Annotated in this window: 14 protein-coding genes and 1 pseudogene; 10 read left to right on the forward strand and 5 right to left on the reverse strand. The window is 69.1% G+C overall.

Annotation, left to right across the window (positions count from 1 at the left end; all coding sequences use genetic code 11):
* Positions 1 to 85 precede the first annotated feature (85 nt).
* A complete protein-coding gene (acs, locus tag AC5RUO_RS02220) occupies positions 86 to 2,086 on the reverse strand; it encodes an acetate--CoA ligase (protein ID WP_494103363.1) in 2,001 nt (666 codons plus the stop codon).
* Between the two features lie 402 nt (positions 2,087 to 2,488).
* Here acs and AC5RUO_RS02225 point away from each other — a divergent pair, with 402 nt between their 5' ends.
* From AC5RUO_RS02225 to AC5RUO_RS02235, 3 genes are all read left to right on the forward strand, one after another.
* Positions 2,489 to 3,886: an energy-coupling factor transporter transmembrane component T family protein gene (locus tag AC5RUO_RS02225; protein ID WP_494009945.1), complete on the forward strand. Its 1,398-nt coding sequence runs from the start codon at positions 2,489 to 2,491 to the stop codon at positions 3,884 to 3,886.
* A 68-nt stretch (positions 3,887 to 3,954) separates the two neighbouring features.
* Complete coding sequence (nth, locus tag AC5RUO_RS02230; protein ID WP_494103364.1) at positions 3,955 to 4,749, forward strand: endonuclease III; 795 nt, start codon at positions 3,955 to 3,957, stop codon at positions 4,747 to 4,749.
* Positions 4,746 to 5,423 carry an NUDIX hydrolase gene (locus AC5RUO_RS02235; RefSeq protein ID WP_494009946.1) on the forward strand — a complete coding sequence of 226 codons (678 nt, stop codon included), beginning with the start codon at positions 4,746 to 4,748 and terminating at the stop codon, positions 5,421 to 5,423. The genes nth and AC5RUO_RS02235 overlap by 4 nt, the downstream gene beginning before the upstream one ends.
* Positions 5,424 to 5,521: 98 nt before the next feature.
* Here the strand turns inward: AC5RUO_RS02235 and AC5RUO_RS02240 are convergent, their stop codons facing one another.
* A complete protein-coding gene (locus AC5RUO_RS02240; protein ID WP_494009947.1) occupies positions 5,522 to 5,713 on the reverse strand; it encodes a YegP family protein in 192 nt (63 codons plus the stop codon).
* 160 nt (positions 5,714 to 5,873) lie between these two features.
* Positions 5,874 to 7,592, reverse strand: a complete 1,719-nt coding sequence (locus tag AC5RUO_RS02245; RefSeq protein WP_494009948.1) for a bifunctional 3'-5' exonuclease/DNA polymerase — start codon at positions 7,590 to 7,592, stop codon at positions 5,874 to 5,876.
* Positions 7,593 to 7,710: 118 nt separating this feature from the next.
* Between AC5RUO_RS02245 and ssd the strand changes: the two genes are divergently transcribed.
* The 7 genes and pseudogenes from ssd (at position 7,711) to AC5RUO_RS02280 (ending at position 13,124) form a co-directional block, all read left to right on the forward strand.
* The gene (gene ssd / locus AC5RUO_RS02250; RefSeq protein WP_494102695.1) at positions 7,711 to 8,910 is read left to right on the forward strand and encodes a septum site-determining protein Ssd; all 1,200 of its coding nucleotides are present in this window, start codon (positions 7,711 to 7,713) and stop codon (positions 8,908 to 8,910) included.
* Positions 8,907 to 10,187 (forward strand): annotated as a pseudogene (locus tag AC5RUO_RS02255) (TadA family conjugal transfer-associated ATPase); the annotation flags it as partial. The gene ssd and the pseudogene AC5RUO_RS02255, both read left to right, overlap by 4 nt.
* Positions 10,188 to 10,198: 11 nt before the next feature.
* The gene (locus AC5RUO_RS02260) at positions 10,199 to 11,077 is read left to right on the forward strand and encodes a hypothetical protein (protein ID WP_494010355.1); all 879 of its coding nucleotides are present in this window, start codon (positions 10,199 to 10,201) and stop codon (positions 11,075 to 11,077) included.
* Positions 11,074 to 11,688: a type II secretion system F family protein gene (locus AC5RUO_RS02265; protein ID WP_494009950.1), complete on the forward strand. Its 615-nt coding sequence runs from the start codon at positions 11,074 to 11,076 to the stop codon at positions 11,686 to 11,688. Before AC5RUO_RS02260 ends, AC5RUO_RS02265 begins: the two co-directional genes overlap by 4 nt.
* A gap of 136 nt (positions 11,689 to 11,824) precedes the next feature.
* Positions 11,825 to 12,169, forward strand: a complete 345-nt coding sequence (locus AC5RUO_RS02270) for a DUF4244 domain-containing protein (protein ID WP_494009951.1) — start codon at positions 11,825 to 11,827, stop codon at positions 12,167 to 12,169.
* Positions 12,170 to 12,285: 116 nt separating this feature from the next.
* The gene (locus tag AC5RUO_RS02275) at positions 12,286 to 12,675 is read left to right on the forward strand and encodes a TadE family type IV pilus minor pilin (RefSeq protein WP_494009952.1); all 390 of its coding nucleotides are present in this window, start codon (positions 12,286 to 12,288) and stop codon (positions 12,673 to 12,675) included.
* Between the two features lie 71 nt (positions 12,676 to 12,746).
* Complete coding sequence (locus AC5RUO_RS02280; protein WP_494010356.1) at positions 12,747 to 13,124, forward strand: Rv3654c family TadE-like protein; 378 nt, start codon at positions 12,747 to 12,749, stop codon at positions 13,122 to 13,124.
* Here AC5RUO_RS02280 and AC5RUO_RS02285 read toward each other — a convergent pair.
* Both AC5RUO_RS02285 and AC5RUO_RS02290 read right to left on the reverse strand, forming a co-directional pair.
* The gene (locus tag AC5RUO_RS02285) at positions 13,121 to 15,544 is read right to left on the reverse strand and encodes a DEAD/DEAH box helicase (protein WP_494102696.1); all 2,424 of its coding nucleotides are present in this window, start codon (positions 15,542 to 15,544) and stop codon (positions 13,121 to 13,123) included. The two genes, AC5RUO_RS02280 and AC5RUO_RS02285, sit on opposite strands and share 4 nt — an antisense overlap.
* A gap of 86 nt (positions 15,545 to 15,630) precedes the next feature.
* The gene (locus AC5RUO_RS02290; RefSeq protein ID WP_494009954.1) at positions 15,631 to 16,323 is read right to left on the reverse strand and encodes a GNAT family N-acetyltransferase; all 693 of its coding nucleotides are present in this window, start codon (positions 16,321 to 16,323) and stop codon (positions 15,631 to 15,633) included.
* Between the last annotated feature and the right edge of the window lie 135 nt (positions 16,324 to 16,458).

Consider the following 16,458-nt stretch of genomic DNA (forward strand, 5'->3'; position numbering starts at 1 on the left):
CATCCTTCGGGGCAGGGGACAGGTCTGCTCCCAGCATACGGCGGCGGCGCCTCCCCACCGCTGGGGAAGCGCCGCCGCCGTCGTCCTACTTCCGGAGGCTCGCCGCGATCTGCTGCATGATCGTGGGATCCGAAAGGGTGGTGGCGTCGCCGGGGTCGCGGCCTTCGGCGACGTCTTTGAGGAGGCGGCGCATGATTTTGCCCGAGCGGGTCTTGGGCAGTTCGGGGACCACCAGGATGTTCTTGGGTTTGGCGATGGGGCCGATTTCCTTGCCGACATGGTTGCGGAGTTCGGTGATGGTGTCCTCGCCGGTGTCCACGGCGTCGCCGCGGAGGATGACGAACGCGACCACGGCCTGGCCGGTGGTTTCGTCGGCGGCGCCCACGACGGCGGCCTCGGCCACGGCCGGGTGGGAGACCAGGGCGGACTCGATCTCGGTGGTGGAGAGCCGGTGACCGGAGACGTTCATGACGTCGTCCACCCGGCCCAGGAGCCAGACGTCGCCGTCCTCGTCCTTTTTGGCCCCGTCGCCGGCGAAGTACATGTTCTCGAACCGGGACCAGTAGGTGTCCTTGAACCGTTCGGGGTCGCCCCAGATGCCGCGGAGCATCGCGGGCCAGGGTTCGCGGATGACCAGGAACCCGCCGTGGCCGTTGGGCACGGAGGCGCCGTTTTCGTCCACGACGTCCACGGCGATGCCGGGCAGCGGGACCTGCGCGGAGCCGGGTTTGGCGGCGGTGACGCCGGGCAGCGGGGCGATCATCTGCGCACCGGTTTCGGTCTGCCACCAGGTGTCCACGATCGGTGCCTTGCCGCCGCCGATGACTTCCCGGTACCACATCCAGGCCTCGGGGTTGATGGGTTCACCCACGGAGCCAAGGACGCGCAGCGAGGTCAGGTCGTACTTGTCCGGGATTTCCCGGCCCCATTTCATGAAGGTGCGGATCGCGGTGGGCGCGGTGTAGAGGATGGACACCTTGTACTTTTCCACGATCTCCCACCACCGGCCCTGGTGCGGGGAGTCCGGGGTGCCCTCGTACATGACCTGGGTGGCGCCGTTGATGAGCGGGGCGTAGGTGACGTAGGAATGGCCAGTGACCCAGCCGACGTCGGCGGTGCACCAGTACACATCCGTGTCCGGGTGCAGGTCGAACACGGCCCTGTGGGTGTAGGCGGTCTGGATGAGGTACCCGCCGGTGGTGTGCAGGATGCCCTTGGGCTTGCCGGTGGTCCCGGAGGTGTAGAGGATGAACAAAGGGTGTTCGGAGTCGTGCCCGACGGCGGTGTGCTGGTTCGAGGCGGCGTCCACGGTGTCCGCCCACCAGTGGTCCCGGCCCTCGGTCCAGTCCACGTCCTGGCCGTTGCGCTTAACCACCACCACGTTCTGCACGGTGTGGCCGTCCTTGGACAGGGCCTCGTCCACGGCGGGCTTGAGGGCGCTGGGCTTGCCGCGCCGGTAGGTCCCGTCGGCGGTGACCACCAGCTTGGCTTCGGCGTCATCGATGCGGGAGCGAAGCGCGTCGGCGGAGAACCCGCCAAACACCACCGAATGCACAGCCCCGATCCGGGCGCAGGCCAGCAGCGTGATCACGGCCTCGGGGATCATCGGCAGGTATACGGCCACCCGGTCGCCCTTGGCCACGCCGAGGGACTCGAACGCGTTCGCGGCCTTCTTCACCTCCTCGGTCAGCTCGGCGTAGGTGTAGGAGCGGGTGTCGCCCGGTTCGCCCTCGAAGTGGATGGCCACCCGGTCGCCGCGGCCGTTTTCCACGTGCCGGTCTAGCGCGTTGTACGCCGCGTTGACTTCCCCGCCCACGAACCACTTTGCGAACGGCGGGTTGGACCAGTCCAGAGCCTCGTCGAAGTCCTTGCTCCAGGTCAGCAGCTCCCGGGCCTGCTTCGCCCAGAAACCCGGCCGGTCGGCGTCGGCCTCCCGGTACTCCTCCGCGGTGACAACCGCGTGGGCCGCGAACTCCGGCGACGGCGGGAACGTCCGCGTCTCATGGAGCAGGTTTTCGAACGCGTCACCGTGCTGTTCGGAGCCGGCAGGAACGGTGGCCGTGGAGCTTGGAGTGTCCTGGGACATGTGAACCTCATCATTCATCGATCTTCGCTGGCGGCATGATCGCCGGCCGGGCTCCGCCGCATGCACGACATCGGGCACCGGCCCGTCACGGTCGTACCGCAAAGAGCTGTTCCGGAATCAAGACTAATGCTTGGCCGCGCAGGTGTGTGTGCCGTGTCACAAGCCGGCCCGCGAGCGGCGTTTATTAAGCGGTGAATGGTCTGCCGCGCGGCCCTTCGGTGGTCCCGGCGGTCCCTTGTCAGCTAGTGATCAGCCCGGCTGTTGACTAGGCTGAAATGGAATTGTGACTTCACCTCGGGCCGCTGGAGCCGGGCGCTACCAGTGCCGGGCAGCAGCGGATCCGGTGTTACGACGGGACGGTACCGGGGCAGGCCCCGGTACCGCCACGCTAAGGAGAACAGAATGAACCAGCAGAGCTACGGCCAGAAAACAGGCCCCGACACCGCGGCTGGCGCAGGCGCCGAAGGGCCCGCCTCCGGGGACGGTCCGCAGGCGGCGGCCGCTGGAGAGGGCAGCCGCACAGGCCTTTCCAAGGATGCCAACCAGGCAGTGCTCGGGCCGTTCACCGTGCGGGACCTGGCTGTCTTCGGCGGCACCCTCATCCTGTTCATCGCCTCACTGCTGCCCATCTTCGGCGGGCGGTACAACCTGTGGAACCTGAACAACCTGTTCTTCCTGGGGTTGGGAATCATCCTTCCCCTGATCACCAGCGCCCTCTTCGCCGCGCGCAGGCTCGCGCCCGCCACCAGGATCCGCATCGGTTCCCTGTCCGTGGACCAGTTCGCCTCCGTGGTGGCCTGCTTCGCCGTTGCCTTCTTCTTCCTGTCCGTGGCAGGCGCTTACGCGCCCAGCCTGCTGGTGGGCCTGATCGGCTCCCTGGTCCTTTTCGCGGCAACCGTTCTGGGCCGCTTCCTGCCGTACCTCAAGGGTGACTTCCAGGGCCGCGCCGAAACGCCGGCCCACGTGGCGGCCCGTGAAGCAGCTGTCCCGGTCCAGAAGCCGCGTGCCCCCAAAGAACCCAAGCCGGAATCCGAGTCCAAGCCGGGCGCGGGGAAGCTGCTCAGTTCCGCCGGCGGCAAGCTCTTCGGCGGCGCGGGTGCCGGATCCTCGGCTGTCCAGCCGCGGTCAAACGACCATGCGCCCGCCAACAACCAGGCGCCGGCCACCGCCGCCGTCCCGTCCGTTTCCGCACACCATTCCCCGGCCACCGCGGCCGTGCCCGCCAGCGGTCCTGCACCGGCAGGGACCCCCGCGGCAGGCACTCCCGTGTCCACCGCTCCCGAAGTAGCCGACCACGCTCCTGAAATCGACGCTGGCCCGCCCACGCAGGCGGCCGACGTCGTGCGTCCCGCTGCGGGATCCGGCGAGGACACGCATTTCCGGGAGGTGCCGGCCGGATCCGGTTCGTCCGTCACAAACGGTGCGCCTGGCGGACATCACGACGCCGGTGCGCAGCCGGTTGCCTCCGGTGCGGCTGCCTCCGCAGCCCGGAGGTCGTGGGAGCCGCCTGCAGCAACTGCGGTGCACCAGCAGATCCGCCCCGAGGAACCGATCGGGGCAACAGTTGACCCGTCGAGCCGGCACGACCAACTGGACGAGCAGCCCATCCACGAGGCGTTCTGGTTCGCTGTTGCCCAGCACCGCACCGCCTACGATCCGCGCACGGGGGCGCCGGCCTTCATCATTGAACCAGGTGGCTGGGTCCTTGCCCTCGAAGACCGCGGCCATGAGTTCCTGGTCCAGCACACCGACGGGCGGCTGGGCGTCCTGCGGGACCTCAGCAACATCGAGCGCGGCTAGGTCCCGTGGCCGCGCCCCGTGCCGCAAAGGCCGGCGGAAAGACGGCCTCCGCCGGCCAAACCGCCGGGATGCCGGTGGTTTCCTCCGAGTCGATGCTCGCGCTGAAGCGGCGGGCACGGCGCATCAACAGGGCACTGGCTGAGAAGTACCCCTACGCGCACGCGGAGCTCGATTTCACCAACCCGTTTGAACTGCTGGTGGCCACCGTCCTTTCGGCCCAGACCACGGACGTCACGGTCAACCAGATCACGCCGCTGCTCTTCGCCCGCTACCCGGACGCGCGGGCCATGGCGGAGGCGGACCCGGCCACGCTCGAGGAAATCATCAAGCCAACCGGTTTCTTCCGGGCGAAGTCACGGAACCTTCTGGCGCTGGCCGCCAGGCTGGTGGATGAGTACGACGGCGTTGTGCCCGGCCGGATCGAGGACCTGGTCACCCTGCCCGGCGTGGGCCGCAAGACCGCCAACGTGGTGCTCGGAAACGCCTTCGGCATCCCGGGCATCACGGTGGACACCCACTTCGGCCGGCTGGCCCGCAGGTTCGGCTGGACGCAGTCGGAGGATCCCGTGCAGATCGAGTCCGATGTGGCCGAGCTGTTCGAACCGAAGGATTGGACCATGCTCTCGCATCGGGTGGTGTTCCATGGCCGGCGGGTCTGCCATTCCCGGAAACCCGCCTGCGGGGCGTGTCCGGTGGCCAACTGGTGTCCCAGCTACGGCCTGGGTGAAACGGACCCGGCCAAAGCGGCCAAGCTCCTGAAATACGAACTGGCGCCGGGCAGCGAGGACCTGCTCGCAGATCTGCTGGCCAACACGGCGCGGGCCGCGGAGATCAGGATGGCATCCCGGAAGAAGGCGCCGTGAGTGCCCGGGATGACCTGATCGGCTTGGTCCGTCGGTCCGAATCGGGAGTCGACGCTACACCGGACCCCCGTTGGGCCGCCCTTACCGTGGACGAGGAGGCGGCACGAAAAGCCGCCGTGCTGATGCTTTTCGGCGCGCTGGATGACGTCCCCGCCGCCTCGGGCAAGCCCCTTGCCCCCGCCGACCTCGACGTGCTGCTCCTTGAACGCGCCCACACGCTGGGCTCGCACCCGGGGCAGGTCGCTTTTCCAGGCGGCAGCATCGACGCCGGCGAGTCAGCAGTCGAGGCCGCCCTCCGCGAAGCCGAGGAGGAAACCGGGCTCGACGCGGGCGGCGTCGAAGTCCTGGGCACGCTCCAGCAGCTCGGCTTGGCCCACAGCAACTTCCTGGTGACCCCGGTGCTGGGCTGGTGGCGCTCACCCTCGCCGGTCCGGGTGGTGGATTACGCCGAATCAGCCCAGGTCTTCCGGGTACCGGTGCGGGACCTGCTGGATCCCGACAACCGGGTGATGGCTACCGTGCACCGGGCAGGGCGCACGTTCGAAAGCCCCGGATTCACCGTTAATGGTGTTCTGGTCTGGGGTTTTACCGGAATTGTCCTGAGCGGACTTTTCGACCAGCTGGGCTGGTCCGTCCCGTGGGACCGCACCCGCCTTCACAGGCTGGGCGTCTAATTCCAAAAGAATAGGGAAGCCACGCGCGCCTTTGAGCGCGGCTGCCCGGTCTTGGGGCGGGTCCCCGGCAAAAGCCGGGGAGCCCGGTGCGTGGTGCTTCAGGCCTGCTGCTGCCTCAGGTCCACCACGATGCCTGTCGCCGCGTTTTCCCGCATCGCCTTGATGCCTTCAAGCAGCGTGTTGAGCGACTTGAAGTTGGGTGAAACGGCAACGATGTTGCCTTCCGCATCTGTGAGCCGCAGCCGGTATGACTCGTCTCCTACGCGGTGAATTTCGAACCTGCCCGCCATATGTCGGACCTCCCCTTGTATGCGTCGTTGCATCAGCCGTCCCGACCGGTCTGCCTCAGTCGCCGCTATGAACTGTAATGCCCGTCACGCTGCCCGTCGAGCTACTGCCGGGTAGGTTACATTCCCCGACTTGTGGGTACGTGTGCTGACTTATATGCCGTCACTTGGCGTGGTCATAGGAGTCCACCACGGCCATGCTGACGGGAAACTCCACCGGAACGGGGCCGAACAGCAGTTCCTTGGCCGCATTGGCCGCGTCCTCGATGGCCCTGGTGCAGGCAGCCACCCGGTCCGCCGGAGCATGGACCATTACTTCGTCATGGAGGAAGAAAACAAGTTCGGCACCCGCGGCACCATCCGCGCGCAAGCCGCGCAGCCGCCGTCGTAATTCCGCAAGCCAGCAGGCCGCCCAGTCAGCGGCTGAGCCCTGGACCACGAAGTTCCGCGTGAAGCGGCCGCGGGACCTGGCAAAGGATTCCGCGCGGCGCTGCTCCTCGGCGGTGGTGGACCGCTGGCTGTGGAACCAGCGCTCCGACGGCGGCGGGCTGCTGCGGCCCAGCCTGGTGGTGACCGTTCCGCCGGTCTCACCGGTCCGCGCCGCACGCTCCACAAAGTCCACGGCGCGCGGGTATGTCCGGGCCAGCTGGGGCATAAGCCGCCCCGCTTCCCCCGACGTGGCCCCGTACATGGCGCCGAGCAGGGCCATCTTCGCCTTCGCCCGGTCCCCGCCGAAGCCCTTGGCGGCGATGGCCGCGTACAGGTCCTGGTCGCGCGCGGCCTCGGCCATCACAGAGTCCTGCGCCAGCGCAACCAGGACGCGGGGCTCCAGCTGGGACGCGTCCGCCACGATCAGTTTGTGGCCGGGATCGGCATGCACGGCGCCGCGGACCTGGCGCGGAATCTGCAGGGCACCGCCGCCACGGGACGTCCAGCGCCCGGAGACCACGCCGCCCACCACGTACTCTGGCCGGAACCTGCCTCCCGCCACCCAGGCATCGAGCCAGGCCCAGCCGTTGGCCGTGTGGAGCCGGGAGAGTTTCTTGTACTCCAGCAGCGGCTCTATGGCCGGATGGCCGGACTCCCGCAGCTCCCACTTGCGGGTGCTTTTCACCTCGATGCCGTTGCGGTGGAGGGCCCGGATCAGGTCCTGCGGGGAGTCCGGGTTCAGGGCGGGCGCGTTCAGCAGGTTCCGTAGTTCCGCGGCCAGGGCCTCCAGCCTGGCCGGGCGGTGCCCCAAAGGCGGGCGGGGCCCGAGATGGTCGGCAAGGATCTTTTCATGCAGGTCTTCGCGCCAGGGCACGCCGGCGTGCTGCATTTCGGCGGCGATCATCGCGGCGGCGGACTCTGCCGCGAGCAGCAGCTGAAGCCGGTTGCGCCGGTTCCCCTCCGGGCCCACCCCGGCAAGGGCGGCCTGCTGCGCGGCGTACTCGCTGCGGAGCTCACCGGGCGTTTGCCGGGGTAGGGGCGCCGTGTCCGGCTCATCGAACAGGGCACCCTGGTCCGCCGGCGGGCGGGGCGGCAGGAGTGTTTTGGGCGGGAGGACCGGGTCCTCCACCGGGGTCCTGTCCGCGGTGCGGGCGTACTCCGTGTGGGCGGTGAACTGGGAGAAGGCGAGGATGTTTCCGCAGAGGGTGAGGTCGTAGCACCGCTCCAGTTCCACGCCGGACGCCAGCAGGCCGGGGTACCAGTCCTGCGTGCGGTGCCAGATCCAGCGCGGTGGCTGCCCGCCCTTCCGGTCTGTTTCAAGCCGATTCACGACGGCGGGGAGGTCTTCGCGGGCGATAATGTGCGGTTCGGGGTTGGCCGGCTGGGGCTCGCCCGCCTGGGTCAGTTCCTGAAGGGCCGCGCCGTGGGGGTGGGCGGCGAGCAACAGGTACATGCTCCAATTGTGCCCTGATCAGGCGGCTGTCCTGGTGCGGGCAGCGCCCGGGCCCGGCTTTTCCACATAGCGGCCGCGGTGCCTTACCTGCTTCCGCGCGCCCGTGGAGAGTGGCTCCATGAGCAGGCACCAGTTGACCCCGTCCCATACAGATCCAGGCAGTGCCGGCAGTTCCGCGCGGTCCTCCGGCCAGGTGCCGGCCGGGACGGCGGATACCGGAGCCACCCCGGGGGACGACGCCGCCGGGGCGTGGCTTCCGGCCGGTGCTGACGAGGTGCTGCTGGTGACGTCGTCCGTCCTCCTCCGGTCCGAGGTGGAGCGGATTGTGGCGGCCGCCGGCGCGCATCTGCGTGTCGTTGCTGACGCTGCCGAAAGCGGCCGGCACTGGGAAGGGGCGGGCGCGGTCCTGGTGGGCAGTGATATCCGGGAACTGCCGCCGCGGCGCCGGGCACCCGCGGTGCTGGTGGGGCTGGACGGGGAAGGCGATAGCCTGTGGCACCTGGCCGCTGCCCTGGGGGCTGAACGGGTGGCGGTGCTCCCGGACGCCGCAGCATGGCTGGCCGACCATCTCAGCCGGTCGCGATCGCCTGCACCCGGCGGACTGGTGCTGGGCGTGACCGGCGGGTGCGGTGGCGCCGGGGCCACCACTGCGGCCGTCTGGATCGCGCAGGCTGCCGCCGGCCTGGGGGTCCGTGTGCTGCTGGTGGACGGCGACCCCTGGGGCGGAGGAGTGGAGCTTGCCATCGCCGCCGAGGAACACCCGGGCCTGCGCTGGCCGGACCTGTCCGATGCCCGGGGCAGCATAGATCCCGTGCAGCTTTCGGACTCCCTGCCCGTTGCAGGCGGGTTCTCCTTCCTGTCATGGCCCGCCAGCAGGGACCAGCCGGTTCCGGTGGCTGCCTCCACCACCGTGGGTGTACTGGACGCTGCCCGGCGGAGCTACGAACTGGTGGTGGTGGATATAGGCCGGCGGACAGAGCCGCTCCAGGCCTTCACGTGGGATTGCGACCGGATTCTGGTGGTGGTTCCCGCACAGCTCAAAGCTGCCGTGGCGGCGGCGCGGCTGCTCCAGGAGTTCCCTCCGGTTGAGGCTGCCCTCCTGGTCCGCGGAAAGCCCGGTTCCGCGCTGGACGGGCCGCTGCTCTCCGACGCCATTGGGCTTCCCATCCAGGGCCGGGTGCCGGAATTGCGCGGGGTGGCCGCCGCGGTCGAGGCCGGACGGCTCCTTGACCTGGGCAAGCGGCGAAGCATCCGGCACTTCGCCGCATCCGTCCTTGACGCATTGGGCGACGACATGTTTGTGGAGGAACTGGCATGAAACAACACCCCGGGCCGCTGGTGCCGGGCCCGGTCCTGTCCGGGCCCGAACCGGCCGGACCGCCGGCAGCCCGGCCGGGCCCGGGCCCTGTCCGGCGGCGCGACAACCGTGGACAGGACAGCCGGCGCCGGGTTGACGCCGGGCTGCTGGAATCCGTGCGGGAATCAATGATGGCCGAGGCAGGTGCGGTTACGCCGTCGCGGGTGGCAGCCGCCGTGCAGGCCACGGGAAAGCTCCTGGGCACAGCGGGTGCCCTGGCCGCCGCGGAACGGATCAGCGCAGAGCTGAACGGCCTGGGTCCGCTCCAGGAACTCACGCGCGATCCGGCCGCCACGGACATCTTTGTGAACGCACCGGATTCTGTGTGGGTGGACAGGGGCCGCGGCATCGAACGCACGGCCATCGTTTTCGACAACGAATCCCAGCTGCGGGCGCTGGCCTGCAGGCTGGTGGCAGCCGGCGGCCGGCGGCTGGACGACGGCTCACCCTGCGTGGATGTGCGCCTGGCCGGGGGTTACCGTGTCCACGCCGTCCTCCCTCCGGTCTCCACGGCAGGTACCCTGCTGAGCGTCCGTATCCGCCGGGAACGGGTCTTCTCCATGGCCGAACTTGGCGCGGCCGGAATGTTCAGTCCACGGCTGCAGGATGTCCTTAGAAAAGTGGTGGAGCGCAGGTTGAGTTTCCTTGTCAGCGGTGCCACCGGGTCAGGCAAGACCACCCTGCTGTCAACCCTCCTGGGGCTGTGCTCGCCGGAGGAGCGGCTCGTCCTGATCGAGGATGCGGCAGAACTCAATCCCCTCCATCCGCACGTGGTGTCGCTCGAGTCCCGGCACGGGAACCTGGAAGGCGGCGGCGAGGTGGACCTCCGTGAACTGGTCCGGCAGGCGCTGCGCATGCGCCCGGACCGGCTGGTGGTGGGTGAGTGCCGCGGAGCGGAGGTACGCGAGCTCCTCACGGCCATGAACACCGGCCACAGCGGCGGGGGCGGCACCATCCATGCGAACACTGCCGCCGCGGTGCCCGCCAGGTTGACGGCGCTGGGCGCCCTGGCCGGGCTGGGCCCGGACGCCGTGAGGCTTCAGGCAGCAAGCGCCCTTGACATCGTCATCCACGTTGAGCGGACTTCCCGGGGACGGGAAGTGTCCTGTATCGGCGTCATTGGTGATGGCCGGGACGGGCTGGCGGTCGTTCCCGCACTGGAAGCCGCTGCGGGCGTGCCGGACGTGCCCGGCCCGGCATGGCCGGCGCTCGCGGCCCGGCTGGGGATCCGGGCGGGGGATTTGTTGTGATCCTGCTGCTGGCCGCCACCCTCGTCCTGGCGGCCGTCCTGCTGCTGAGGCCGCCACATGGGGCCCCGGCCAGGCTACGCCGCGCGGCAGGACACTACCGGGCTGTGCCCTTTGCCGGTGCCGGGCGGTTCACCATGCCCTGGGCTGTGCGGAAGCGGGGGCGTTCGGCGGGGCGGGGCAGTAAGCCCGCAGCCTCGGCCCTGACCCTGGTGGTCCAGCAACTCGCAGCCCTGCTGAAAGGCGGACGGACGCCCGGCCGGCTCTGGGAGGAACTGTGGGTGGTCTACGGGACGGCGGGCAGCGGTGCGCCGCCGGCGCACCCTCCGGCCAAACTGTTCCGACCGCATCCTGTGCAGTCCCCGGACCGGAACCGTTCCGCCAGCCAGCAGGAGCGGCAGCCCGGCGTGGGACTGTCGGCGGGTTCCGCGGCCGTGCTTGCCGCTGCCAGGGCTGCAGCAGCCGGCGGCCGGCCAGTGTCCGAGGCCATCCGCAGGACCTTGGATTCGACGTCCACGGTCCGGGACCGTGAAGCACGGATCTGGTCCGAACTGGCGGCCTGCCTCGACATCGCGGAAGCCAGCGGATGTCCCCTCGCCGATGTGCTTATACGATTCGCGGCCCAGCTCGAAGTGGAGGACGACGCCGACGCTGCCCGGCAGACGGCCCTGGCAGGCCCAAAGGCCACCGTAACCCTGCTGACCTGGCTGCCGCTGATGGGGTTGGGCCTGGGAGCGGCGCTGGGGGTGGATCCTCTTGCCATTCTGCTGGGAACACCCTTGGGCCTGGCAGCGCTGGCGGCCGGGATAGCTCTCACTGCTGCCGGCCGGATGTGGTCCGCGCGCCTGGTGTCGGCCGCTGCCGGGGCGGGCGTTCCGTGAGCGGGCACATCTCGCTGGCCGGCGCCGTCTTCCTGTCACTTGCAGCTGCCGCCTGCCTCATCTGTTCGGACACATGGACGGCGAGGAAACGCCTTCGCCTCCTGCGCATCAACAAACTGGCCAGGGCTGTCCCGTCCGCCGGCGAGGCAGGAACCACACACAACCGGGGCGGGCCTGGCCTGCGAGATACCGCCATGATGCTCGAACTGGTGGCGGCGATGCTGGACGCAGGTTCCAGCATCGGACGGTCACTGGAACTCGTGGCAGCGTCGGCCTCAAACCGGTACCGTGGGGCGCTTCGGCCTGTAGTGTCCGCCCTGTCCATCGGCGCCGACTGGGAGACCGCCTGGCGCAGTTCAGCTGTCCGGCTCCCCGAGATCCTGGAACTGCGTGACGCCCTCGGGTTCGCCGCCCTCACCGGTGCACCGTCATCGGCCATCCTCTATGCCCAGGCCGCAAGGCTGCGCCGGGAAAGATTCCGGGCGGCAGAGAAACGCGCAGCATCGCTCGGCGTGAAACTCGTCGTCCCGCTGGGACTCTGCTCGCTCCCGGCCTTCATCTGCCTGGGCGTGGTTCCTGTCCTGCTGGCCCTGGTGCCCTCCGGCAGTTAGCCACGTCTTTCCCTCCACACCGGCCGGGAACCCGGCCTTATCCACTTAGGCCACCCGCGCACTTACCGGTCCTGCCCGGGACCGGAAGAGTCAAGACAGCCGGCAACATCACCGGCCCCAGGAAAGGAAACACCACATGTCCATGAACCACCGCCGGTACTACGCCGGACATGCCGCACCTGCCGCTTTCCGTCCGGCCGCTCCGGACCGGGAAGGCAACAGGTCCCGCAGGGCACGGATGAACACCGGCAGCATCCTGCCAGCCAACGTTGTGGAGCTCCACCCGGGCGCACGCCTGCCCCGGAAGCACAGCGGAACCATCAGGCTGATGGGATCGGAGGCGGGCATGGCCACCGCCGAATACGCCATCGCCACACTTGCTGCGGTTGGCCTGGCGGGCCTCCTTGTCTTCATCCTCCGCAGCGACGAGGTCCGCGGCTTCCTGCTGACCCTGATCCGCACCGCGCTGGCACTGCCGTGACCGCTGCGCCGGCCGCGCTCCAGCACCGGACAGCCCGGACCGTTCCCTTCTGCCCGGAAGGCCGGGAAGCCGGCACGGGGGGACACCGCAAGCCCGGTCCCGGACACGGAAGCAGCATGTCGAACGCGGGACGCGGCGCGGTCACTGCCGAGTTCGCCGTGGCGCTTCCCGCGGTGCTGGCCCTGCTGGCCATGCTCCTGGCGGGGGCTGCGGCAGGGGCAACCCAGCTGCGGATCGAGGAAGGGGCGCGGGCCGGTGCGCGGGCGTTGGCGAGGGGCGAGGATCCCGCCACGGTCGAGAGAACCGTCAGGACACTGGCCGGCGGCACGGCGGCAGCCACGGTCGCAGCGGAGGGCGGCTGGTACAGCATCACTGTCACGGACCGTGTGGCCGGGCCGCTGGGCTCCTCGGTTCCTTGGATCCTGACCGCCCGCGCCTCCACGCGCAGCGAAGCGCCGGCAGCATCCTCAGCCGGTGGACTGACTGACGGGAGGGGGACCAAGTGACGGAAGCTCACGGGCGCAACGGGCCGGCGCCTGGCCGCCGGAGTACTTGCAGGCGGCGCGGCTGCGGCCACATTGCGCCGCTCGTTGCGCCCCCTGACGACCACGCTGAGCGGGGCTCCGGGACGGTCCTTGCCGCCGGCCTGGCGCTGGTGGTCCTGCTCGTCGCGGCCATGGTGATGCTGCTGGCCCAATCGGCGGTGCTGGCCAGCAGGGCAGCATCTGCCGCGGATCTCGCTGCCCTTGCCGGTGCCGATGCGCTCCGCGGCCTGGCCGACGGCCAACCCTGTGCAGTAGCGGCAGCGGTGGCCGCCCGCCACGCAGCGGTGGTCGTCAGCTGCGTGGCGGGCCCGGACCAGACACTAGAGGTCCGGACACAGCTGGACGGGTCCATACTGGGTCCGGCCAGCGGCCATGCCAGGGCAGGACCTCCACCCGGTGGGATTCCCTAGGCGCGTGTTGAGCCCGCGCTTGGTTCGCCGATGCCCTGCTGCCCGGTCGCCTCCTGTGGCCCTGCGGCTTCCGGCTGCTCCGTGGCGTCCCTCAGCAGAACGTCCAGCAGCGTGACGGCGGCGTCCTTGTCCAGCGGGTTGTTCTTGTTTCCGCACTTGGGGGACTGCACGCAGGAAGGACAGCCGGAGTCGCACTCGCAGGCCTTGATCGCATCCCGGGTGGCGGCCAGCCACACCTTTGCCTTGTCGAAGCCCCGCTCGGCAAAGCCGGCCCCGCCGGGGTGACCGTCATAGACAAAAATGGTGGGCACCCCGGTGTCGGCATGCAGGGCAGTGGAGACGCCTCCGATGTCCCACCGGTCGCTCGACGCCACCAGCGGCAGGAGCCCGATCGCGGCGTGCTCGGCCGCGTGCAGCGCACCCGGGAACTGGGCTTCGATGAGGCCGGCGGCCGTGAGCGACCTGTTGTCCACCACGAACCACACGGCTTTGGTAAAGAGGTCCCGGGCTCCGAGGTCCAGCGGTTCCTCACCCAGGATCTCGTTGGAAATCAGGGCCTTGCGCTGGAAGGAAACCACCTGCGTGGTGACCTTGACGTCGCCGAAGTGGACGGTGATGTCGCCCCACTGCATGGTGCGCTGGGTCTCCAGCACCTCAATCTGGGTGACGTCCCGGGCGGTGGTGTAGTAGTCCGGGTTGGCCCGGCGCACCACCACGCAGTGGTCCTCCTCGTTCAGGTCCTCCACCACGTAGCTGTCGCCCTGGTGGATGTACACCGCGCCGTTGTGAGCCTGGTAATGAGTCTGTGGCGAATCCATCGTGCCCAGCAGGGAACCAGTGTCCGCGTCCACGATGCTTACCGGCCCGCCGCCGTCCGCCCGGAGGTTGACCATCGCCGCAGCGCTCTGGGCATGGGTCCAGAACCAGCCCGCGGGCCTGCGGCGGAGGTAGCCCTGCGCCACGAGCTTGTCCAGGAGTGCCCCTGCCGTTCCGCCGAACAGGTCCAGTTCCCCAGGACCCAGGGGGAGTTCGGCGGCCGCAGCGCACAGGTGCGGGCCGAGCACATAGGGATTGGAGGGGTCAAAGACCGTGGCCTCCACGGACACGTCGAAAATCGCTTCCGGGTGGTTCACAAGGAAGGTGTCCAGGGGGTCGTCGCTGGCCACGAAGGCGGCGATCGCCTCCTGGCCGGCCCTGCCGGCACGCCCGATCTGCTGGAACAGGGAGGCCCTGGTTCCGGGCCAGCCCGCCACCAGGACAGCGTCCAGGCCGGAAATGTCGATACCCAGCTCCAGGGCGGAGGTGCTGGACACGCCCAGGAGCTGGCCGGAGCGGAGGGCTCTTTCCACGGCGCGGCGTTCCTCCGGGAGGTACCCCGAGCGGTAGGCGGCCACCCGCTGCGGGAGGCTGGGGTCCACCTCGTCCAGGAGGCGCTTGGTAATGGTGGAGATGGTCTCCGCGCCGCGGCGCGATTTGATGAAGGCGATGGTGCGCACCTGTGCGGACACCAAATTGGCGAGCAGGTCGGCTGTTTCGGCCACGGCTGTCCGCCGTTCCTTCGCGCCGTTCTCGCCCCTGACTTCGCTCAGGGCCGGTTCCCAGAAGGCCACCGTGGTGGCGCCGTGGGGTGAACAGTCGCGGGAAACGGCCTGTACCGGGGCGCCGATCAGCCGGGAGAAGGAGGCATCGGGGTCCGAAGCCGTTGCCGAGGCAGCTATGAACACGGGTTCGGGGAAGGAGGTGCCGGCTCCGTAATAGGCGCAAATGCGACGCAGCCGCCGCATCAGGTTGGCCACATGGGACCCGAACACGCCCCGGTAGCCGTGGGCTTCGTCGACGATCACATAGCGCAGCCGGCGGAAGAACCCCGCCCACCAGGCATGGTTGGGAAGGATGCCGAAATGAAGCATGTCCGGGTTGGCCAGGATGAAGTTCGCATGGTCGCGGATCCAGCGCCGGGAGGCGGGGTCGGTGTCGCCGTCGTACGTCTCGGCCCGGACGGTGGGAAGCTTCAGGGCGCGGATGGCGTTCAGCTGGTCGGCGGCCAGCGCCTTGGTGGGGGAGAGGTACAGGGTGACGGCACCGTCGTCGTGGATCTTTCCCGGATCTGCGAGGACACGCAGTTCAGACCGGTGGATGGCATCCAGCGCTGGCAGCTGGTAAGCCAGCGACTTCCCCGAAGCGGTGCCGGTGGCCACCACCACATGGCCGCCGCCGTGCGCGATCCCGGCGGCTTCCACCTGGTGCCGGTAGGGCTCCCGGATGCCCAGGGAAGTGTAGGCGTCCACCAGGTCCGGATGGACCCAGCCCGGCCATGGTGCGTGGACCGCCGCGCGCGCCGGCAGGGTGCGGACATGACGGAGCTGTTCCGGATCCGGGCCGCGGCCCAGCATGGGAATCAGGGAGTCATGGGGGTTCACCCCAACATTGTTTCACCCGCGGGGAAACCGCAGCCCCGGTTCCCCCAAGGGCGAACCGGGGCTGCGGGACAAAGAGGAGGGAACGGTCAGCTCAGGGACAGATCCGAACCGTCGTGGGATGCGGACAGCATCAGCACGCGCGAGACCGTGCTCCAGCCCAGATGCGAGTAGAGCTTCTGGCCGTCAACGGATGCCAGCAGCAGCCCTGTGGTGACATCGTGCTCGAACGCCTGCGCGGCGAGGGCCCGCATGATGAAACTGCCCAGTCCGCGGCGCTGGAACCCCGGCTCGGTAATGATCTTGTCGAACACGGCGGTGTCCCCCACCACAAACACCCGGCCGCTCGCGGCCAGGGCATCGCCGGATCGCACCTCCGCGTAGTGGACTCCGTTCTGCTCGGTTGCGGAGAAGGTCAGGTCGTCGTCGGAAAGCCAGGGGTCCTCGGCATCCTGCGTCTCCATGTCAACGATCATCATGGTCTGGCTATCCGAGGTGACGTTTAGCCCGTGCCTGCCGGCCATGGCTGCATAGCGGGGGATGTCGTTGGTGAGGATCGTCAGGACGCGGGGCGGAACCTCTGCGGTTTTGGCAGCCAGGGCGGCGAATTCGTCGTCAGTGGGGTCGGACGCGAAGTATTCCCATTCGCCGCTCGTGTCCGCCCGGAGTGCAGCGGGGAAACGGCCCTCTGTGGATGTCTGGTACCCGCGGCAGCCGGCCCAGCCAGCCACCCACACTTCAAGAAGGCCAGTGATGTCTTCAATCATGGTTTCCGGACTCATGGCATGAACACTATTCCAGCCTGAACGCCAGCAACAGGGTGCTTACGCAATTGTGATGGAGGAGGTTCCGGACGCCGGTACGGGTGCTCGGGGCCAGCCCAACGGCGCAGGTGCACGGACCCCAGCCGGTACCCT

This window comes from Arthrobacter sp. Y3221087, from assembly GCF_059089905.1.